At 63.2% G+C, this 16,290-nt stretch carries 15 protein-coding genes; 2 read left to right on the forward strand and 13 right to left on the reverse strand.

All coding sequences use genetic code 11. From position 1 onward, the window contains the following. Positions 1 to 44: 44 nt before the first annotated feature. The 12 genes from ACGYK7_RS04645 to ACGYK7_RS04700 all read right to left on the reverse strand — a co-directional run bounded on the left by ACGYK7_RS04645 (position 45) and on the right by ACGYK7_RS04700 (position 12,511). Positions 45 to 812, reverse strand: a complete 768-nt coding sequence (locus tag ACGYK7_RS04645) for an oxepin-CoA hydrolase, alternative type (protein WP_394399467.1) — start codon at positions 810 to 812, stop codon at positions 45 to 47. Then, entirely contained in the window at positions 809 to 1,216 is a 408-nt protein-coding gene (locus ACGYK7_RS04650) for a PaaI family thioesterase (RefSeq protein WP_394399469.1), read from the reverse strand. Before ACGYK7_RS04650 ends, ACGYK7_RS04645 begins: the two co-directional genes overlap by 4 nt. After that, entirely contained in the window at positions 1,197 to 2,330 is a 1,134-nt protein-coding gene (locus tag ACGYK7_RS04655) for an acyl-CoA dehydrogenase family protein (protein ID WP_394399471.1), read from the reverse strand. Before ACGYK7_RS04655 ends, ACGYK7_RS04650 begins: the two co-directional genes overlap by 20 nt. Next, a complete protein-coding gene (locus ACGYK7_RS04660) occupies positions 2,327 to 3,526 on the reverse strand; it encodes an acyl-CoA dehydrogenase family protein (RefSeq protein ID WP_394399473.1) in 1,200 nt (399 codons plus the stop codon). Before ACGYK7_RS04660 ends, ACGYK7_RS04655 begins: the two co-directional genes overlap by 4 nt. A gap of 11 nt (positions 3,527 to 3,537) precedes the next feature. Beyond that, positions 3,538 to 4,713, reverse strand: coding sequence for an acetyl-CoA C-acyltransferase (locus ACGYK7_RS04665; protein WP_394399475.1), 1,176 nt, complete (start codon positions 4,711 to 4,713; stop codon positions 3,538 to 3,540). Further along, the gene (locus ACGYK7_RS04670; RefSeq protein WP_394399477.1) at positions 4,710 to 6,806 is read right to left on the reverse strand and encodes a 3-hydroxyacyl-CoA dehydrogenase NAD-binding domain-containing protein; all 2,097 of its coding nucleotides are present in this window, start codon (positions 6,804 to 6,806) and stop codon (positions 4,710 to 4,712) included. The genes ACGYK7_RS04665 and ACGYK7_RS04670 overlap by 4 nt, the downstream gene beginning before the upstream one ends. A 17-nt stretch (positions 6,807 to 6,823) precedes the next feature. Beyond that, positions 6,824 to 7,612 carry an IclR family transcriptional regulator gene (locus tag ACGYK7_RS04675; RefSeq protein WP_394399479.1) on the reverse strand — a complete coding sequence of 263 codons (789 nt, stop codon included), beginning with the start codon at positions 7,610 to 7,612 and terminating at the stop codon, positions 6,824 to 6,826. Further along, the gene (locus ACGYK7_RS04680; RefSeq protein ID WP_394399481.1) at positions 7,609 to 8,949 is read right to left on the reverse strand and encodes a TRAP transporter large permease; all 1,341 of its coding nucleotides are present in this window, start codon (positions 8,947 to 8,949) and stop codon (positions 7,609 to 7,611) included. The genes ACGYK7_RS04675 and ACGYK7_RS04680 overlap by 4 nt, the downstream gene beginning before the upstream one ends. Continuing rightward, the gene (locus ACGYK7_RS04685; RefSeq protein WP_394399483.1) at positions 8,949 to 9,482 is read right to left on the reverse strand and encodes a TRAP transporter small permease; all 534 of its coding nucleotides are present in this window, start codon (positions 9,480 to 9,482) and stop codon (positions 8,949 to 8,951) included. Before ACGYK7_RS04685 ends, ACGYK7_RS04680 begins: the two co-directional genes overlap by 1 nt. A gap of 26 nt (positions 9,483 to 9,508) precedes the next feature. Next, positions 9,509 to 10,564, reverse strand: coding sequence for a C4-dicarboxylate TRAP transporter substrate-binding protein (locus tag ACGYK7_RS04690; protein WP_394399485.1), 1,056 nt, complete (start codon positions 10,562 to 10,564; stop codon positions 9,509 to 9,511). Between the two features lie 265 nt (positions 10,565 to 10,829). After that, entirely contained in the window at positions 10,830 to 11,600 is a 771-nt protein-coding gene (locus ACGYK7_RS04695) for an MBL fold metallo-hydrolase (RefSeq protein ID WP_394399487.1), read from the reverse strand. 80 nt (positions 11,601 to 11,680) lie between these two features. Beyond that, complete coding sequence (locus ACGYK7_RS04700; RefSeq protein WP_394399489.1) at positions 11,681 to 12,511, reverse strand: 3-keto-5-aminohexanoate cleavage protein; 831 nt, start codon at positions 12,509 to 12,511, stop codon at positions 11,681 to 11,683. A gap of 239 nt (positions 12,512 to 12,750) precedes the next feature. On the opposite strand from ACGYK7_RS04700, the gene ACGYK7_RS04705 reads away from it, so the two are divergent. Then, complete coding sequence (locus tag ACGYK7_RS04705) at positions 12,751 to 13,698, forward strand: hypothetical protein (protein ID WP_394399491.1); 948 nt, start codon at positions 12,751 to 12,753, stop codon at positions 13,696 to 13,698. A 213-nt stretch (positions 13,699 to 13,911) separates the two neighbouring features. On the opposite strand, the gene lepA is transcribed toward ACGYK7_RS04705, so the two are convergent. Then, positions 13,912 to 15,714: a translation elongation factor 4 gene (gene lepA, locus ACGYK7_RS04710; protein WP_394399493.1), complete on the reverse strand. Its 1,803-nt coding sequence runs from the start codon at positions 15,712 to 15,714 to the stop codon at positions 13,912 to 13,914. A gap of 213 nt (positions 15,715 to 15,927) precedes the next feature. On the opposite strand from lepA, the gene ACGYK7_RS04715 reads away from it, so the two are divergent. After that, positions 15,928 to 16,290, forward strand: coding sequence for a hypothetical protein (locus ACGYK7_RS04715; protein ID WP_271689040.1), 363 nt, complete (start codon positions 15,928 to 15,930; stop codon positions 16,288 to 16,290).

Below are 16,290 nucleotides of genomic sequence, written 5' to 3' on the forward strand. Positions count from 1 at the left end.
CTCCTGCCTAATGGCGGCCCCCTCCTCCGGCAGCCGCCGCCCGGCTAAAACCGGGGCTTTCGTTTTTCCAAAAAGGCCGCGATGCCCTCGTCAGCCTCGTCGCCGCCCGCGGCACGGGCCATGGCGTTGCGCTCGGCGTCGAGCTGCGCGGCCTCGTCGGTCTCATAGGCCTGCCCTACCAAGGCCCGGATCATGGCTTGCGCGTCGCGCGGCCCTGCGGCCAGCGTATCGGCCAGCATCAGGGCTTCGTCGAGCGCGCGGCCGTTGGGGCAAATGCGGTTCACTGCACCCAGTTCAGCAAAGCGCATGGCCATGACCGGGCGGCCCAAGAGGCACATCTCCATCGCCAAGGGGCGCGGCAGCAGCCGGGCGAGTGACGCGGTAAGCCCGGCGTCGGGCACCAGACCGGCCTTGACGTAGGCGGCGGTGAACTGCGCGTCTTCGCAGGCCACGATCATGTCGCAGGCCAGCGCCAGCGACAGGCCCGCGCCCGCGGCGCCGCCTTCGACGGCGGCGATAACGGGGACCGGGCAGGCGCGGATCGACCGCACCAGATCATGCAGCGCATCGACCCGCTCGCGGCGGACCTCTTCGGTCAGCTTGCGGCGTTCGATCAGCACGTTGAGATCGCCCCCGGCGCAGAAGAACCGCCCCTCGGAGGTCAGGATCACCGCGCGGATGCGCGGCTCTTCGGCCAGCCGCATCGCCTCGGCGATGGCGTCGTAGAGCGCGGGCGTCAGCGCGCCGCGTTTCTCGGCGTTGCCGTTCCAGACGATCAGCCGGTCGCCGCGGTCCTCGATCCTTGCGCTCATGTCTTGGCCCTCTTGAACACGCCGGTGGCGCGCGACAGCAGGCGGCCTTCGGCATCGTGCAACTGCGCCTCGGCGTAGAGAATCTTGAAGCCCCCGCCGGTGACGCGGCCTGTGGCGATGATCCGCCCCTCCCGGACAGAACCGATGTAATCGGTGGTCAGCGAGAGCGTCAGCATCGGCACGAAAGGCCCGTTCATCGCGCAGTGCCGCGCGCAGGCGAAACCGGCGGCGACGTCAAGCATCAGCGTATGCAGCCCGCCGTGCAGCACGCCCGAGACGTTGAGGTGCTGCGGCCCGAGGTCGAGCGTCACGCGGGTGCTGCCATCGGGGTTCGACAGGTCGGGCTGAAACCCGATCAGCTGTTGAACCCCGCTGGTCGGAGCCTCATGCGGCGGATAGTGCAATGAACCGCTCCAGATGATGATCGATGTCGCCAAAGCGGTGGTCTGCCATGGTGATGCGCTTGGCGATATGCGCCAGTTCGTACTCCTGCGTCATGGCGATGCCGCCATGCATCTGGATCGTGTCTTCCGAAACCAGCCGGCCAACGCGGCCCATCAAGTTCTTGGCCGCCGAGACGTGACGCTCGCGGCTTTCGCGGTCGTCCTCCAGATGGCCCGCCGCGTTGATCACGGCCGAGCGCGCCTGTTCGAGGTCGATGAGCAGGTCCGCCATGCGGTGCGCCAGCGCCTGGAAGGAGCCGATCGGGCGGCCGAATTGCTTGCGGGTGCCGAGATACTCGCGCGTCAGGGCGCAGGCGGTCTCCATCGCGCCGAGCGTCTCGGCACAAAGCGCGGCGGTGGCCTTGGCGGTGCGGGTATCGATGGCCTCGAATGCCTTGCCCGGCGCGCCGAGACGGGCGCCTTCCGGCAGGGTCACGTCATCGAGTGTCACCTCGGCGGCGCGGCCACCTGCGAGCAGCGCGTAGCCAGTCACGGTCAAACCCTTGGCATCGGCGGGCACGAGGAAAAGCGAGATGCCATCGCGGTCCCCTGCCTCCCCGCTTTCGCGGGCGGAGACGACGAGCATGTCGGCGGCCTCGGCATTGGCCACCACGGCCTTGCGGCCGCTGAGCACGATCTGGTCGCCGTCTTGCGTGGCCGAGGTGGTGACGCGCTCGAGGTCATAGCGGCTGCCCGGCTCGCCATGGGCGAAGGCCAGTTGCAGCGCGCCGCCGATCAGTTGCTCGATATGCTCCCGCTGTTCTTCGGTCCCGAGGTCGGCAATCAGCCCCCCGGCCAGCACGGCGCTGTCCAGAAGCGGCTCGACCACACCAGCGCGGCCCAGTTCCTCGAAGACCACGGCAAGGTCGAAACCGGCACCGCCGAAACCACCCTGCTCTTCTGTGAAGAGCGCGCCGATCACGCCCAGTTCGGCCAGACCTTCCCAGATCTCGGTCGAATAGCCGGTCTCGCTCTCGAGGATGCGGTTGCGGGTCTCGGTGTCGTATTTGTCGCGCAGGAAGCGCCGCAGGCTGTCCTGCAACATCTGGCGTTCTTCGGTCAGGTCGAAATTCATTTGTCACCTCCCAGCATGGTCTTGGCGATGATCTGGCGCTGGATCTCGTTGGAGCCGCCGAAGATCGACAGCTTGCGGTTGTTGAAATATTGCGCGGCCACAGGGCCGGCTTCATGCGGGTCGGGCAGCACATCGTTGCTCCCGGCGACCGCTTCGGAGGCAAAGGGCATGGCGTAGACCCCGGCGGCGCGGCGCGCCAGATCGTTGATCTCTTGCCGGATGATCGTGCCTTTGACCTTCAGCATGGAACTTTCCACGCCCGGAGCCTGCCCTGCGGCGGCTTTCGAGATGATCCGCAGGTTGGTCGTGGCCATCGCCATCAGGTCGATCTCGGCCTGTGCGACGCGGGCGGCGAAATGCGGGTTCTCGATCAGCGGACGGCCCCCGGCCATCTCGGATTTGGCGATGCGTTTCACGGCCTGAAGACCGGCTTGGGAGAAGCCCACGCCCGCGATGTTGGTGCGCTCATGGGTCAGCAGGTACTTGGCGTAGGTCCAACCCTTGTTCTCCTCGCCGACGAGGTTCTCGGCGGGCACTTTCACGTTGTCGAAGAAGACCTCGTTCACCTCGGCGCCGCCATCCAGCAGGATGATCGGGCGCACGGTGATGCCCGGCGTTTCCATGTCGATCAGCAGGAAGGAGATGCCCTCTTGCTGCTTCACCTCCTTGTCGGTGCGCACGAGGCAGAAGATCATGTTGGCGTGCTGGCCGAGCGTGGTCCATGTCTTCTGGCCGTTGACCACGTAGTGGTCGCCGTCCTTCACCGCGGTGGTCTTCAGCGAGGCGAGGTCGGAGCCTGCGCCGGGCTCGGAATAGCCCTGACACCACCAGTCCTCACCCGACAGGATGCGCGGCAGCCAGTAGTCCTGCTGCTCTTTCGAGCCGAACTTCTGCAGCACCGGCGCCAGCATCGACAGGCCAAAGGGCACGATGCGCGGGGCGTGGTGCGCGGCGGCCTCCTCTTCGAAGATGTGACGCTGCACGGCGTTCCACGCCGCCCCGCCAAACTCCTTGGGCCAGTTGGTGGCAAGCCAGCCCTGTTCGTTCAGGATCGCGTGCCAGCGTTCGTGGTCGTCCTTGGTCAACTCCTGCCCGCGGCGCACCTTCTCGGAAAGTTCCTTGGGCAGTTTTTCGGCGAGGAATTGACGCACCTCCTCGCGGAAGGCGCGTTCTTCGTCTGTATAGCTCAGGTCCATATCGGCCCCCTTTAGTAGATTTCGAAGAGGCCAGCCGCCCCCATGCCGCCGCCGATGCACATCGTCACGACGCCGAGTTTCGCGCCGCGGCGGTGGCCTTCGCGCAGGATATGGCCGGTCATCCGGGCCCCGGTCATGCCGAAGGGATGGCCGATGGCGATCGAGCCGCCGTTCACGTTGCACTTGTCCGGGTCGATGCCGAGCCGGTCGCGGCAGTAAAGCGCTTGGCTCGCGAATGCTTCGTTCAACTCCCAGATGTCGATGTCGTCGACAGTCAGCCCATGACGTTCCAAGAGGCGTGGCACGGCGAAGACCGGGCCGATGCCCATCTCGTCGGGTTCGCAGCCCGCGACGGCGAAGCCGCGGAAGGCGCCCATGGCCTGAAGCCCCTGCTGCTCGGCTTGTTTGCTGTCCATCAGCACCAAAGCGGCGGCACCGTCGGACAGCTGGCTGGCGTTACCGGCGGTGATAAAGGCCCCCTCGCCGCGCACCGGGGTGAGGCCCGCAAGCCCCTCCATCGTGGTATTGGGGCGGTCGCATTCGTCGCGGTCCACGGTGACCTCGCGGGTGGAAATCTCCTTGGTTTGCTTGTCCTGCACGCCCATGGTGGTGGTCATCGGCACGATCTCATCGTCGAAGAGACCGGCCTCCTGCGCCTTGGCGATGAGCTGCTGGCTGCGCAGACCGTAGGCGTCCTGATCCTCGCGGCTGATGTTGTAGCGTTTGGCCACGATGTCGGCGGTGTCGATCATCGCCATATAGACCTCGGGCTTGTGCTCTTTCAGCCAGGCTTCCTTGACCGATTTGACGTCGGGCTGGATCAGCGAGATGCTCTCCACCCCGCCCGCGACCATCGGGCCCGCGCCCTCCATGCAGATCGCGTTTGCGGCCATGGCAACGGTCTGGAGACCGGAGGAGCAGAAGCGGTTCACGGTCACGCCCGAGGCGGTGACCGGCAGGCCAGCCCGCAAGGCGATCTGGCGCGCGATGTTCGAGCCGGTGGCCCCCTCGGGGTAGCCGCAGCCGATCATCACGTCTTCGATGGCGTCGGGGGCGACGCCAGAGCGTTTGACCGCTTCGGCGACGACATGGCCGCCCATGGTGGCGCCATGGGTCATGTTGAATGACCCGCGGAAGGATTTAGCCAGCCCGGTGCGGACGGCAGAGACGATGACAGCCTGTTTCATTTGGCAGCTTCCTTGTTCAGATCATCAAAATTGCGGTTGGTCTTGACCAGTTCGGCCAGCAGCGGCGCGGGTTTCCAGAACCACGGGTCCTGCTCGGCGAAGCCCTCGATCGCCGCCAGCACGTTGGGCAGGCCCTGAATGTCGGCCCATTTCATCGGGCCGCCCCAATAGCGCGGGAAGCCGTAGCCGAAGAGCAGGGTCATATCGATGTCGAGCGGGCGTTTGGCGATGCCCTCTTCGAGCACTTTCGCGGCCTCGTTGACCATGGCGCACATGTATCGGCGCACGATCTCGGCGTCGGTGAAGTCGCGCGGGGTGATGCCGCGCTCTTTCTGCTCTTCCTCGATCAGGCGGGTCACTTCCGGGTTCGGGGTGCCGCCGCGCTTGCCCTTTTCGTAGATGTAGTAGCCTTCGCCGGTCTTCTGGCCGAAGTGGCCCTGTTCGCAAAGCCGGTCGATATAGGTTGGCACGCGTTCCTCGGGGTGGCGCGTGGCGGCCTTGCGCTTGCGCGTGGCCCAGCCGATGTCGAGCCCGGCCAGATCCGCGACCGCAAAGGGGCCCATGGCAAAGCCGAACTTTTCCAGCGCCGCGTCAATCTTGTAGGGGCTGGCGCCGTCCAGAACCATGTGGTCGGCTGCGGTGCGGTAGGTGGCGAGGATGCGGTTGCCGATGAAACCGTCGCAGACGCCGGCGCGGACAGAGACCTTGCCCAATGCCTTGCCGAGCGCGAAACCAGTGGCGACCACGTCTTTCGCAGTCTTGTCGGCGACGACGACCTCGAGCAGTTTCATCACATGCGCGGGCGAGAAGAAGTGCAGCCCGATCACGTCTTCGGGGCGCTTGGTACTGGCGGCGATCTCGTTCACGTCCAGATAGGAGGTGTTGGAGGCCAGCACGCAGCCCGGCTTGCAGACCGCGTCGAGCTTGCCGAAGACGTCCTTTTTCACGCCCATATCCTCGAACACCGCTTCGACGACCAGATCGACGTTAGACAGGCTGTCGTATTCGGTGGAAACGGTCAGTGCTTCGCCGGTCAGGTGATCGAACTTCGCTTGGTCGATCTTGCCGCGTTTCAGCGCGCCTAGGAGGTTGCCCGAGATACGCGCATGCGCGGCCCGGGCGGCCTCTTCCTTCATCTCGATCAGCACGACCGAGAAGCCCGACAGCAGCGCCGCCGTGGCGATGCCCGCGCCCATGGTGCCGCCGCCGATCACGCCGATGGCTTTCAGATCCCGCGGCTCGACGCCTTTCAGTTCGGGGAGGTTGCTGACCGCACGTTCCGAGAAGAAGGCGTGGATCATGCCCTGCCGCTGGTCGGTGTTCATCAGTTCCGAGAAGATGCGGCGCTCGGCCTTCATGCCCTCCTCGAAGGGTTTCTCCACACCCGCCTGCACGGCGCGCACGGCCTCGGCGGGGGAGATCTGGCCGCGGCCTTTCTTCAGCGTCGCCTCATAGGCGGCATCCCAGTCGATGGGCGCGGGTGCCGGCATCTCGCAGATCGGACGGCGCTCGGCGCCGCTGTCGAGCAGCTCGCGGACGTAAGCGAGGCCAACCTCCTGCGGATCGCCCTCCTCCACCCGGTCGACGATGCCCATCTCCAGCGCCTGCGGTGCCTTGATGTGGCGGCCCGTGGTGATGGCATCCAGCGCAGGCTCCACGCCGATGAGGCGCGGCAGACGCTGGGTGCCACCGGCGCCGGGAATGAGGCCAAGGTGCACTTCCGGCAGGCCGACGCGGGCCGAGGGCTGGGCGATGCGGTAATGCGCCGAAAGCGCCACTTCGAGACCGCCGCCGAGGCTCACGCCATGCATGGAGGCGACGACGATAAGCGGCGAGGCTTCGATGCGGTTGCAGAGATTGGGCAGATGCGGCTCCATCGGCGGTTTGCCGAATTCGGTGATGTCGGCCCCGGCGATAAAGGCACGGCCCTCGCCCACGATCATCACGGCGCGCACGCCGTCTTCGGCCTCGGCGCGGTCCATGCCCTCCGCCAGTCCCTGCCGCACGGCTTGGCTCAGCGCGTTGACGGGCGGGTTCTCGATGCGCAGGACGACGATGTCGTCGTGGCGGGAATAGGCGATCTTGTCGGTCATGTGATGTCTCCTTGTCTTTATCCGCGCCGTGACAGGGCGGGCGCCCGTCCGGTGCGTTGTTCGATGCCGCTGACCACGTCGCGCAGGGCGGGCCCCACTTGTGACAGAATGCGGTCGTCGGGCAAGTCGGCGGGCAGCGCGCCGCAGCTAAAGGACACCGGCTCTCCGAATTCACCGGCGTAATAGGGCACGCTGACCGCGTTTACATTGCGGGCATAGCGGGTATCGGGCGGGGCCAGCACAAAGCCCTGCGCCAGCAGTTGCTCATAGCCCTCGCGGCGGAAATCGCGCAGACGGTCATCGGGTTCCAGCGCTTCGAAACGGTCTTCGTCGAGACTGGCCAGCGTGGCCAGACCCGAGGAGGAGCCATAGACCGGGATGCGATGCCCCGGCTCCAGCCAGATGGTCGAGGCGGTGCGCGGCCGCCAAGTGCGCACCAGCATCATCCGGTCGCCATCGCGCACGGCGATCAACGCCAGCGTGCCGGTCTCATCCGCCAGTTCCTGCATCGCATCCGACGCCATATCCACGAAGCTCACCGCGACAGAGGCGACGGAGCCGAGCGCAATCGCCGCAGGCCCAAGCCGAAACTTGTCGTTGCGCCCACCATGGGCCAGATACCCCAACTCGCACAGCGTATAGGTCAGCCGCGACACGGTGGGTTTCGGCAGCCCCGTCCGCTCGGCGATCTGGGCATGGCTCAGCCCGCTGTCGCTGGCGCGAAAGGCCCGCAGAATGCCAAGCCCCCGCGCCAGCGTATTGGCGAACTTGCGGTCCGTGCCGGTATCGGATGCCGCCTGATTCATCGCGCCGCCATCGGGATCAAAAGCGAGATCATCGGGAAGGACATGATCAGGATCAGCACGATCACGTCGACGCTGAGAAAGCGCGTGATCCCGGCAAAGATCTTGTCGATCGGCGCTTCACGCCCCACCACATTGGCGATGACGAAGACGTTGAGGCCCACGGGCGGGGTGATCAGGCCGATCTCCAACAGCTTGATGACCACGACGCCGAACCAGATCAGGTTCAGATCATAGCTTTCCACCAGCGGGATCATCAGCGGCAGGGTCAGCACCATGATGCCGATAGGGTCGAGGAACATGCCGAGCAGAAGATAGATCAGCGCGATGCAGAGCATCAGCACCACCAGCGACAACTGCGCGTCAGAGACGAAACCCACGATGGTGCCCGCGACCCCGGTGAGCGCCACGAAGGCCACGAAGATCTTGGCCGAGGCGGCGATGAGGAAAATGGCAGAGGTCTGCACGCAGGTTTCCTTGACCGCGGCCCAAAGACCGGCCCAGTCGAGTTTCTTCTGCGCAAAGCCGATCAGCGTGGCCGAGACGACGCAGACGGCGGCGGCCTCGGTCGCGGTGAAGATGCCGCCGTAGATCCCGCCGATGATAAGGACGAACAGAAGGATCGCAGGCCAGCTTTCAAGCGCTGCGGTCCAACGCTCCCCCGCGCTGTAGCGCTGGTCGGTCGAGGGGGCGACCGACGGATCGCGCCAGACCCAGAGGGCGATGACCAGCACGAAGCCCGCCAGCGTCAACAGCCCCGGCAAGACACCGGCGAGGAAGAGCGCGGAAATCGAAGTCTCGGTAAAGATACCGTAGATGATAAAGAGCACCGACGGCGGAATGAGCGAGCCCAGCGTGCCCCCCGCCGCGACCGAAGCGGTGGCGAGGCGCGGGTCATAGCCCATGCGCAGCATCTCGGGGGTGCAGATCTTGCCCATGGTCGAGGCGCAGGCGATGGACGAGCCGGTGATCGCGGAAAACCCGCCGCAACCCATGACAGAGGCCATGGCGACCCCGCCCGGCAGCTTGGTCAGCCAGACCTTGGCGGCGTGGTAGATCTTTGTCGTGATGTCGGCGCGATAAGCGATATGCCCAAGCGCCACGAAGAGCGGGATCATCGACAGGTCGTAGGAGTGAATAAGGTCGAAGGAATTCGAGAACACCATCGATGTGGTCGCCTTGATCGCGCGTTCGGGCATGAAGGTGCCGGTGCGGAAGGCGAAGATGAAGAAGGTGGCGACGGTCGCGACCGAGGCCAGCGTGAAGGCGATCGGCACCCGCAGGGCCAGCATGATCAGCACCGCGGCAAAGGCGATCATCCCGATGGTCGAGGCATCCATTACAGCACGTCCTTCTCGGCCAGAAGGTCGGCCGCATGTTGTTGTTCGTCAGAGACCACGCCGCCCGCGAGCACTGTGCGCCCGTCGCGCCATGTCAGTTCGGCCAGCCGCAGGAAGGTGGCGATCATCCCGATCAGGAACAACAACCGCCCCGGCCATTTCGGCAGGTTCAGGTCGCCGTAGAAAAAGCTGCCCTTCTCCACCACGGAGAGGAATTCGCGCCCCCCGGAATAGATCAGCGGCGCCAGCGCCAGCATCCCGATGGCAGAGCCTGCCACGATCAGCACCGAGCGGGCGCGCTCAGGGAAACGGTCGGTCACGAAGGCGACCGAGACATGCGCACGCGCCGCGGTGGCGGCGGCGAGGGGCAGCAGGATGGCGGCGACCATGAGCTCTCGCACCATGGTCACACTATCGGGCACCTGACTGGCAAAGAGCGCGCGGGCGATCACGTTGGAGGTGATCAACACCCCCAAGGCGATCACCGCCAAGGCCCCCAGTCCCAACAGGATTTTCTCCAGATTTACCAACATTTGCTGCCCCTCCCCAGTGTCAGCGATCAGTTACCGGCGGCGTCCCAAGGGTAGCCATTGGCGTCACGCTCTTCGGTGTATTTGACGATGAGCGCCTTATACTCCTCGAGCAGTTGCTCGCCCGGCAGGCCGGTGGAGTTTGCGGTCTCAACCCATTCGTTAAGGAACTTCTCACCGGCTTTCACCAGCTGCGCGCGGTCCTCTTCGGGCAGGGTGATGACCTCGACGCCCTGCTCTTTCATAGAAGCGATGGCCTTATCGTTGGCGGCGGTGATCAGGCGGCCAAACTCATCGGCCATGTCCGCGCCAACCTCGGCCAGCGTGGCCTGCTGCTCTTCGGTCAGGCTGTCGTGCATGTCCTTGTTCATGAAGATGCCAAGACCGCCGACCTGACCCCAATCGAGGATCGTGTAGCTGTCCATCACCTCGGCCTGTTTCAGCGCCGCGACGGCATAGCTGTAGCCCTGCGAGCAGTCGATCAGGCCGGTGTCGAGACCCTGATAGGCATCATAGATCGACATATTGACCATATTCGCGCCCTGCTCGCCAAAGACCTTGCCATAGGCGCCCACGCCGCGGACCTTCTTGCCCGCGATGTCTTCAACCGATTTGATCGCGCCGCCCTTGCAGCCGATGTTCACCTGAGAGGTCGTCCAAGTGCCGATGTAGACGAGGTTCTTTTCGGCGAGGTCTTCCTGAATGGCTTCATTGCTGCGCATCAGCTCATCGGTGGCGCGCATGCCGACCCAAGCGTCGGGGTTGTTCACCGGCAGGTCGGCAATACCGTAGCCCGCCATCTCTTGCGGGTAATAGACCGCGATGACCGAGCCGGTGTCGGCCACGCCATCGGCCAGCGATTGCACGGCGGCATTGGCTTTGAACAGCGCCCCGCCCCACTGGATGTCGAGGCGCATATCGCCCTCGGACCGTTCGGCAACCTGATCGGCGAACCACTGCAACGCCTGCGCGCGCGCACCGCGGTTCGGCCCGGCTTCCCCGTGAATCAACACGGTCTCAGCGCTTACCGCGCCACCAGCCAGCGCCAGAGCTGCAGCGCAGCTCAGGTGTTTGAAAATTGTCATGTCGGCTCCTCCCAGAGACTTGTTTCACAATGCGAACCGTTGTTTCGCATTTGTCGCAGGTCACGCTAGTCCGCGGACCGAAGGCGATCAAGCGAAACTTCGGACTCCCGCAGGGAGAGCAGTTAGGTTATTGAATTTGTTAAGGGAAAATTTCCCGAGGAGGGGCGCAGGCGTGGAACAGCCCCTCCGCATCCCGGAATCGGCGGTTTCGATCGGACGGCCTGTATCAGAGGCGGCCACGCCCCTTCGGACGTGGCCACTTAGGTTAATACCAGTCGCCGAATTTCACCTCGACATCGGTGCCAACGCGTTTGGCGAACTCCTGTGGGTCTTGGGTGCCGCCGTCTTTGCCCCGGAAGTGATAGGGGTAGACGTAAGCGGGCTTGAACTCGGCCACCGCCGAGGCGGCGGCGTTGGAGTCCATCGTGAAAGGCAGGTTCATGCAAACGAAGGCCAGCGAAATATCGGTCAGCCCGCGCATCTCGGGCGTGTCTTCGGTATCGCCCGAAATATAGACCCGGAAGCCGTCGAAGCCGAGGATATACCCGTTGTCGCGCCCCTCGGGGTGGAACTTCTTGCGCTCTTCGGTGGTGTTATAGGCCGGGATCGCGTCGATCGGCACACCGTTGAACTCGGTATTCTCCCCATTGGCAATCTTGCTGGCCTTGGCCGCAAGCGCGTCTGGCAGCATGTCGAACACGGCGGGGTTGGTGATGATCTGCACCTCATCGCCCGCCAGTGCTGCCAGCGTATCGGCATTATAGTGATCGCCATGCTCATGGGTGATGAGGATCAGATCCGCCGCCGGAAAATCGCTGTATTGCGCGGGCTCGCCAACCGGATCGACATAGATCACGCCCGCGGGCGTCTCCAACACGATGGAAGCATGGTCGACGGGATGCACCGTGATCGGCCCTGCGTCGGTGTCGAAGGTATCGCCGCTCTGCGTAGCGGCGCGGGCGGCGAAGGGCAGCAGGGTCACGACGCCAGCGGCGGCGGCGGAGGTGGCAAGGAAATGGCGGCGGGTCTGGGGCATTTCAGGCTCCTGTTGGTTGCTGGAACGGGACATAGCGGCCCCGCCCCGCATTTCAACGCGGCACCCGACTTGCGGCAAGCCTACGCCGGGCGCAGGCCGAGAATCTCACGCGCTTGTGCAGCCGTGGCGACGGGGCGGTCGTATTTTGCACATAAATCAGCCGCCCGCTGGATCAACGCCGCGTTGGAGGGCGCCAGCGTCTCGCGGTCCAGCCGCACGTTGTCCTCAAGCCCCGCCCGCGTATGGCCACCCGCCGCGATGGCCCATTCGTTCAGCACGATCTGGTTCGGCCCGATCCCGGCGGCACACCACTGCGCATCGGGCGCCAAGCGGTTGAGCGTCTGGATATAGAAATCAAAGGTCTCACGGTCCACCGGCATGGCGTTTTTCACGCCCATGACGAATTGCACATAGAGCTGGCCGGGAATGCGCCCGTCACGGTTCATCTCGGCGGCCTTGTGGATGTGGCTGAGGTCAAAGGCTTCGATCTCGGGCTTGACCGCGTGGGTTTTCATCTCCGAGGCCAGCCAATCGACCAATTCCGGCGGGTTCTCGTAGACGCGCGTGGGGAAGTTGTTGGACCCGACCGAGAGCGAGGCCATGTCGGGCCGCAGCGAAAGCATCCCGCCCCGCGCTCGCCCCGCGCCCGAGCGCCCGCCCGTGGAGAACTGGATGATCATGCCCGGGCAATGCTTTTGCACCCCCTCCATCAGCCGCGCGAATTTTTCGGGATCGGAGGACGGGGTCTCGTCATCGTTGCGCACATGGGCGTGGCAGATCGAGGCCCCGGCCTCGAAGGCTGCTTGGGTCGACTCGACCTGCTCGGCGATCGAGATCGGCACGGCGGGGTTGGCGGCTTTGGTCGGTACGGAGCCGGTGATGGCGACGCAGAGGATGCAGGGGGTGGTCATGGGTGGTGGTCCTGTGGCGGGGGTGGTTTGCGCCAAGGGTCGCATATCGCGGGGGTGGTGTACATTGGTTGGAGAAGGAGAAAAGTGGAACTGCAATCAAAGGGCTGCCCGCCCATTGCATAATTTGCGAGACATGCCTCTAATGAGTAACCTGTTAAGCTAATCGACCGATTGAGCCGCCAACCTGTATCCTGCGGCCCTTTCAATCTTTGCTTAGAACTGAAAATTTGAGGTCAATAATGACTGATGAACCGAATATCGAATTTGAGGGCAAAGGCGTATCCTTGCGCGTAAAAGGACTTAAACCTCTCGCGCAAGTGACACAGTACGCTGCAGACACTATTGGCATAATCGGAGAGCCGCTCGGAATCGTTAAAGACAAGCTAGCCGCATTCCGAATGAATCAAGCTGAAGCGAGTGCGATTGCGATGCAGCGAGCGAAAGAAATTAAGACTGAAAGAGGTGAACTCCCGGAGCCGGTTTCGCAGAAATACTTGGCAAGCTGGATTGAAGGCTCCTCCAATGAAGATGCGACGGCTGAGAATATTCTCGAGCTCTGGGCCCGACTACTTGCTAACTCTACCACCGAGTTCGATGCAAAATTTCTTGCCTACAATGACGCCCTACGCAAAATCGGACCTAAAGAAGCGAAAATTATTAACCGATTTATGCAACCAAAGTTCATTGCCGGATTACGGTCTGTTTCAAACGGTGACTCTTCTCGCTGGTGCACTGTTGAAAATTGCACTTACAACAGCCGAAGCTTAATCGAGTTCTACTTAGATAAGATTGAACACGGCATAATCCCGATCCCAACCGCGGGAAATCATAAAGATTTAGTGCGGTGCGCTAAGATAATTGACAAACTATTGGATGGGCATTTCATATCTTATTCAATTTACAACGGGAATTCAGGATTTGGAATAGGAGGAATGGATGGTGCCGCCGAAGTGCTAGAGCACGCCGGCCTCATCAAAGTTCAAAAGGCAACGCTGGAAACCGATGAAGTCGGAACATTAGAAATTTCATGGGGCGTTCCGACAGCGATTGGGCTGGGACTGTACTTCGAAATTAATAAAGATCGCCTTTTGATCAAGAAAAACTCCTTAGACGCAAGTTTCTCCGGTGATTACAGCACACCTAAAGATAGACTTCCGGCTAATCTGGCAAAACTTCTATCTCTTTGACAGGAGACTACCCTCTAAAACCTTGATGTACTCGAAAAAGGGCGGTCACCCCCAACCAGCAAGCCCTAGACACAACCCAGCGGGAACGCGCATTGCTTCGCAATACGCTGCCTCCCGCGCGCGCTAAAAATGGCCAACCGCCTGGGCTCCGCCCGTTCACGCCTCAAACGCTCCCCCGGAGCGCTTGCCGGGGCCTAGGCCCCGGACCGGCGTTCACCCATCCATCTTCAGCGCCGAAATAAACGCCTCCTGCGGGATATCCACCTTCCCGAACTGACGCATCTTCTTCTTGCCGGCCTTCTGCTTCTCCAGCAGCTTCTTCTTCCGCGTGGCGTCGCCGCCGTAGCACTTCGCCGTCACGTCCTTGCGCATCGCGGAAAGCGTCTCGCGCGCAATCACCTTGCCGCCGATGGCCGCCTGGATCGGGATCTTGAACATGTGGCGCGGGATCAGGTCTTTGAGCTTTTCCACCATCGCCCGGCCGCGCATCTCGGCGCGGTCGCGGTGTACCATCGTGGACAGCGCATCGACCGGCTCGTCGTTCACGAGGATCTGCATCTTGACCAGATTGTCCTGCCGGTAGCCGATCATCTGGTAGTCGAAGCTGGCATAGCCCTTGGTGACCGACTTCAGCCGGTCGTAGAAATCAAACACCACCTCGTTCAGCGGCAGGTCATAGACCACCATGGCGCGCGAGCCGGCGTAGGTCAGGTCTTCCTGAATGCCGCGGCGGTCTTGGCAGAGTTTCAGCACGTCGCCGAGGTAGTCGTCGGGCACGAGGATCGTGGCCTTGATCCGCGGCTCTTCCATATGGTCCACCAGCGTCATGTCGGGCATGTCGGCGGGGTTGTGCAGCTCCTGCATCTCCCCGTCCTTCATGTGGACGTGGTAGATCACCGAGGGCGCGGTGGTGATGAGGTCGATGTCATACTCGCGCTCGAGCCGGTCGCGGATCACCTCGAGGTGCAAAAGGCCAAGGAAGCCGCAGCGGAAGCCGAAGCCAAGCGCGGCGGAGGTTTCCATCTCATAGGTGAAGGAGGCATCGTTCAGGGCGAGCTTTTCAATCGCATCGCGCATGTCCTCGAAATCATTGGCGTCGACCGGGAAGAGGCCACAGAAGACCACCGGCACCGAGGGTTTGAAGCCCGGCAGCGCGGTTTCGCATTTGCGCTTTTCATGGGTGATCGTGTCGCCGACGCGGGTGTCGCGGACCTGTTTGATCGAGGCGTTCAGATAGCCGATCTCGCCGGGGCCGAGGCTCTCGACGCCGACCATCTTGGGCCGGTAGACGCCCACGTCGTCCACGTCATAGGTGCCGCCGGTCTTCATCATGCGGATGCGGTCGCCCTTTTTCAGAGTGCCCTCCACAATGCGTACGATACAGATCACGCCGAGGTATTGATCGTATTTACTGTCCACCAGCATCGCTTTCAGCGGCGCGTCGGGGTCGCCGCCCGCAGGGGAGGGCAGCCTGTTGACGATGGCCTCCAGCACGTCGGGGATGCCGACGCCGGTCTTGGCCGAGATCAGGCAGGCCTCGGAGGCGTCGATGCCGATCACATCCTCGATCTGTTCGCGCACGCGGTCGGGGTCGGAGGCCGGCAGGTCGACCTTGTTCAGCACCGGCACGATCTCATGATCCGCGTCGATGGCGGTATAGACATTGGCCAGCGTCTGCGCCTCGACCCCCTGGGTGGCGTCAACGACCAGAAGCGAGCCCTCGACCGCCTGCATGGAGCGCGCAACCTCATAGGCGAAGTCGACATGTCCGGGCGTGTCGATCAGGTTCAGCACATAGGTCTTGCCGTCCTTGGCGGGGTATTCGATGCGGACGGTGTTGGCCTTGATGGTGATGCCCCGCTCCCGCTCGATATCCATGTTGTCCAGAAGCTGGCTTTGCATGTCGCGTTCGGCGACCGTGCCGGTGAGTTGGATCAACCGGTCGGCCAGCGTGGATTTGCCGTGGTCGATATGCGCCACGATGGAGAAGTTGCGGATGTTTTCAAGCGGTGTCATGCAAGGGGATATGGCGCAGAGCCGCGCCTGCGTCAATTGGCCATGAACGCGCCCATGCCCCTGCCCGCACGTCACGGCGCTTTATCGCGGGCCAAAGGGCGCAGCCCCCCAATGGAGAATTGCGCGAAGCCCGCTTTTGCGGCATAATGACGGGCAGAGCAGACCGGGCCGACAAGGGGAAAACCCCATGGTCCAGAACAATAGGGCAAATCAATGCGGACAGTTGCAAGTTTGATGGCGCTCGCCATCTTGGCGGGCTGTGGCGGCACACGTTATTCCAGCGATGCCGCCGTAGGACGTTTCTCCCCCACACCGGTTCTTTTCGCCACGGGGCCGATCCAAAAGGCCTGTCTGGCCGATGGGCGCCGCGGCTCCAGCCATGCGCGCTGCGGCTGCGTGCAGGCGGTGGCGGATCAGACGCTGTCGCGCTCGGACCAGCGCCAAGGCGCCAAGATTTTCCGTGACCCGCATCGTTTGCAAGAAATGCGCCAATCCGACAACAAAAGCGACAACGCTTTCTGGAGCACATGGAAAGCCTTTGGCCAAAGCGCCGCGGCGGCCTGCTCCAACACCTGA

This window comes from Sulfitobacter sp. 1A15299 (assembly GCF_043556915.1).
GTDB lineage: Bacteria > Pseudomonadota > Alphaproteobacteria > Rhodobacterales > Rhodobacteraceae > Sulfitobacter.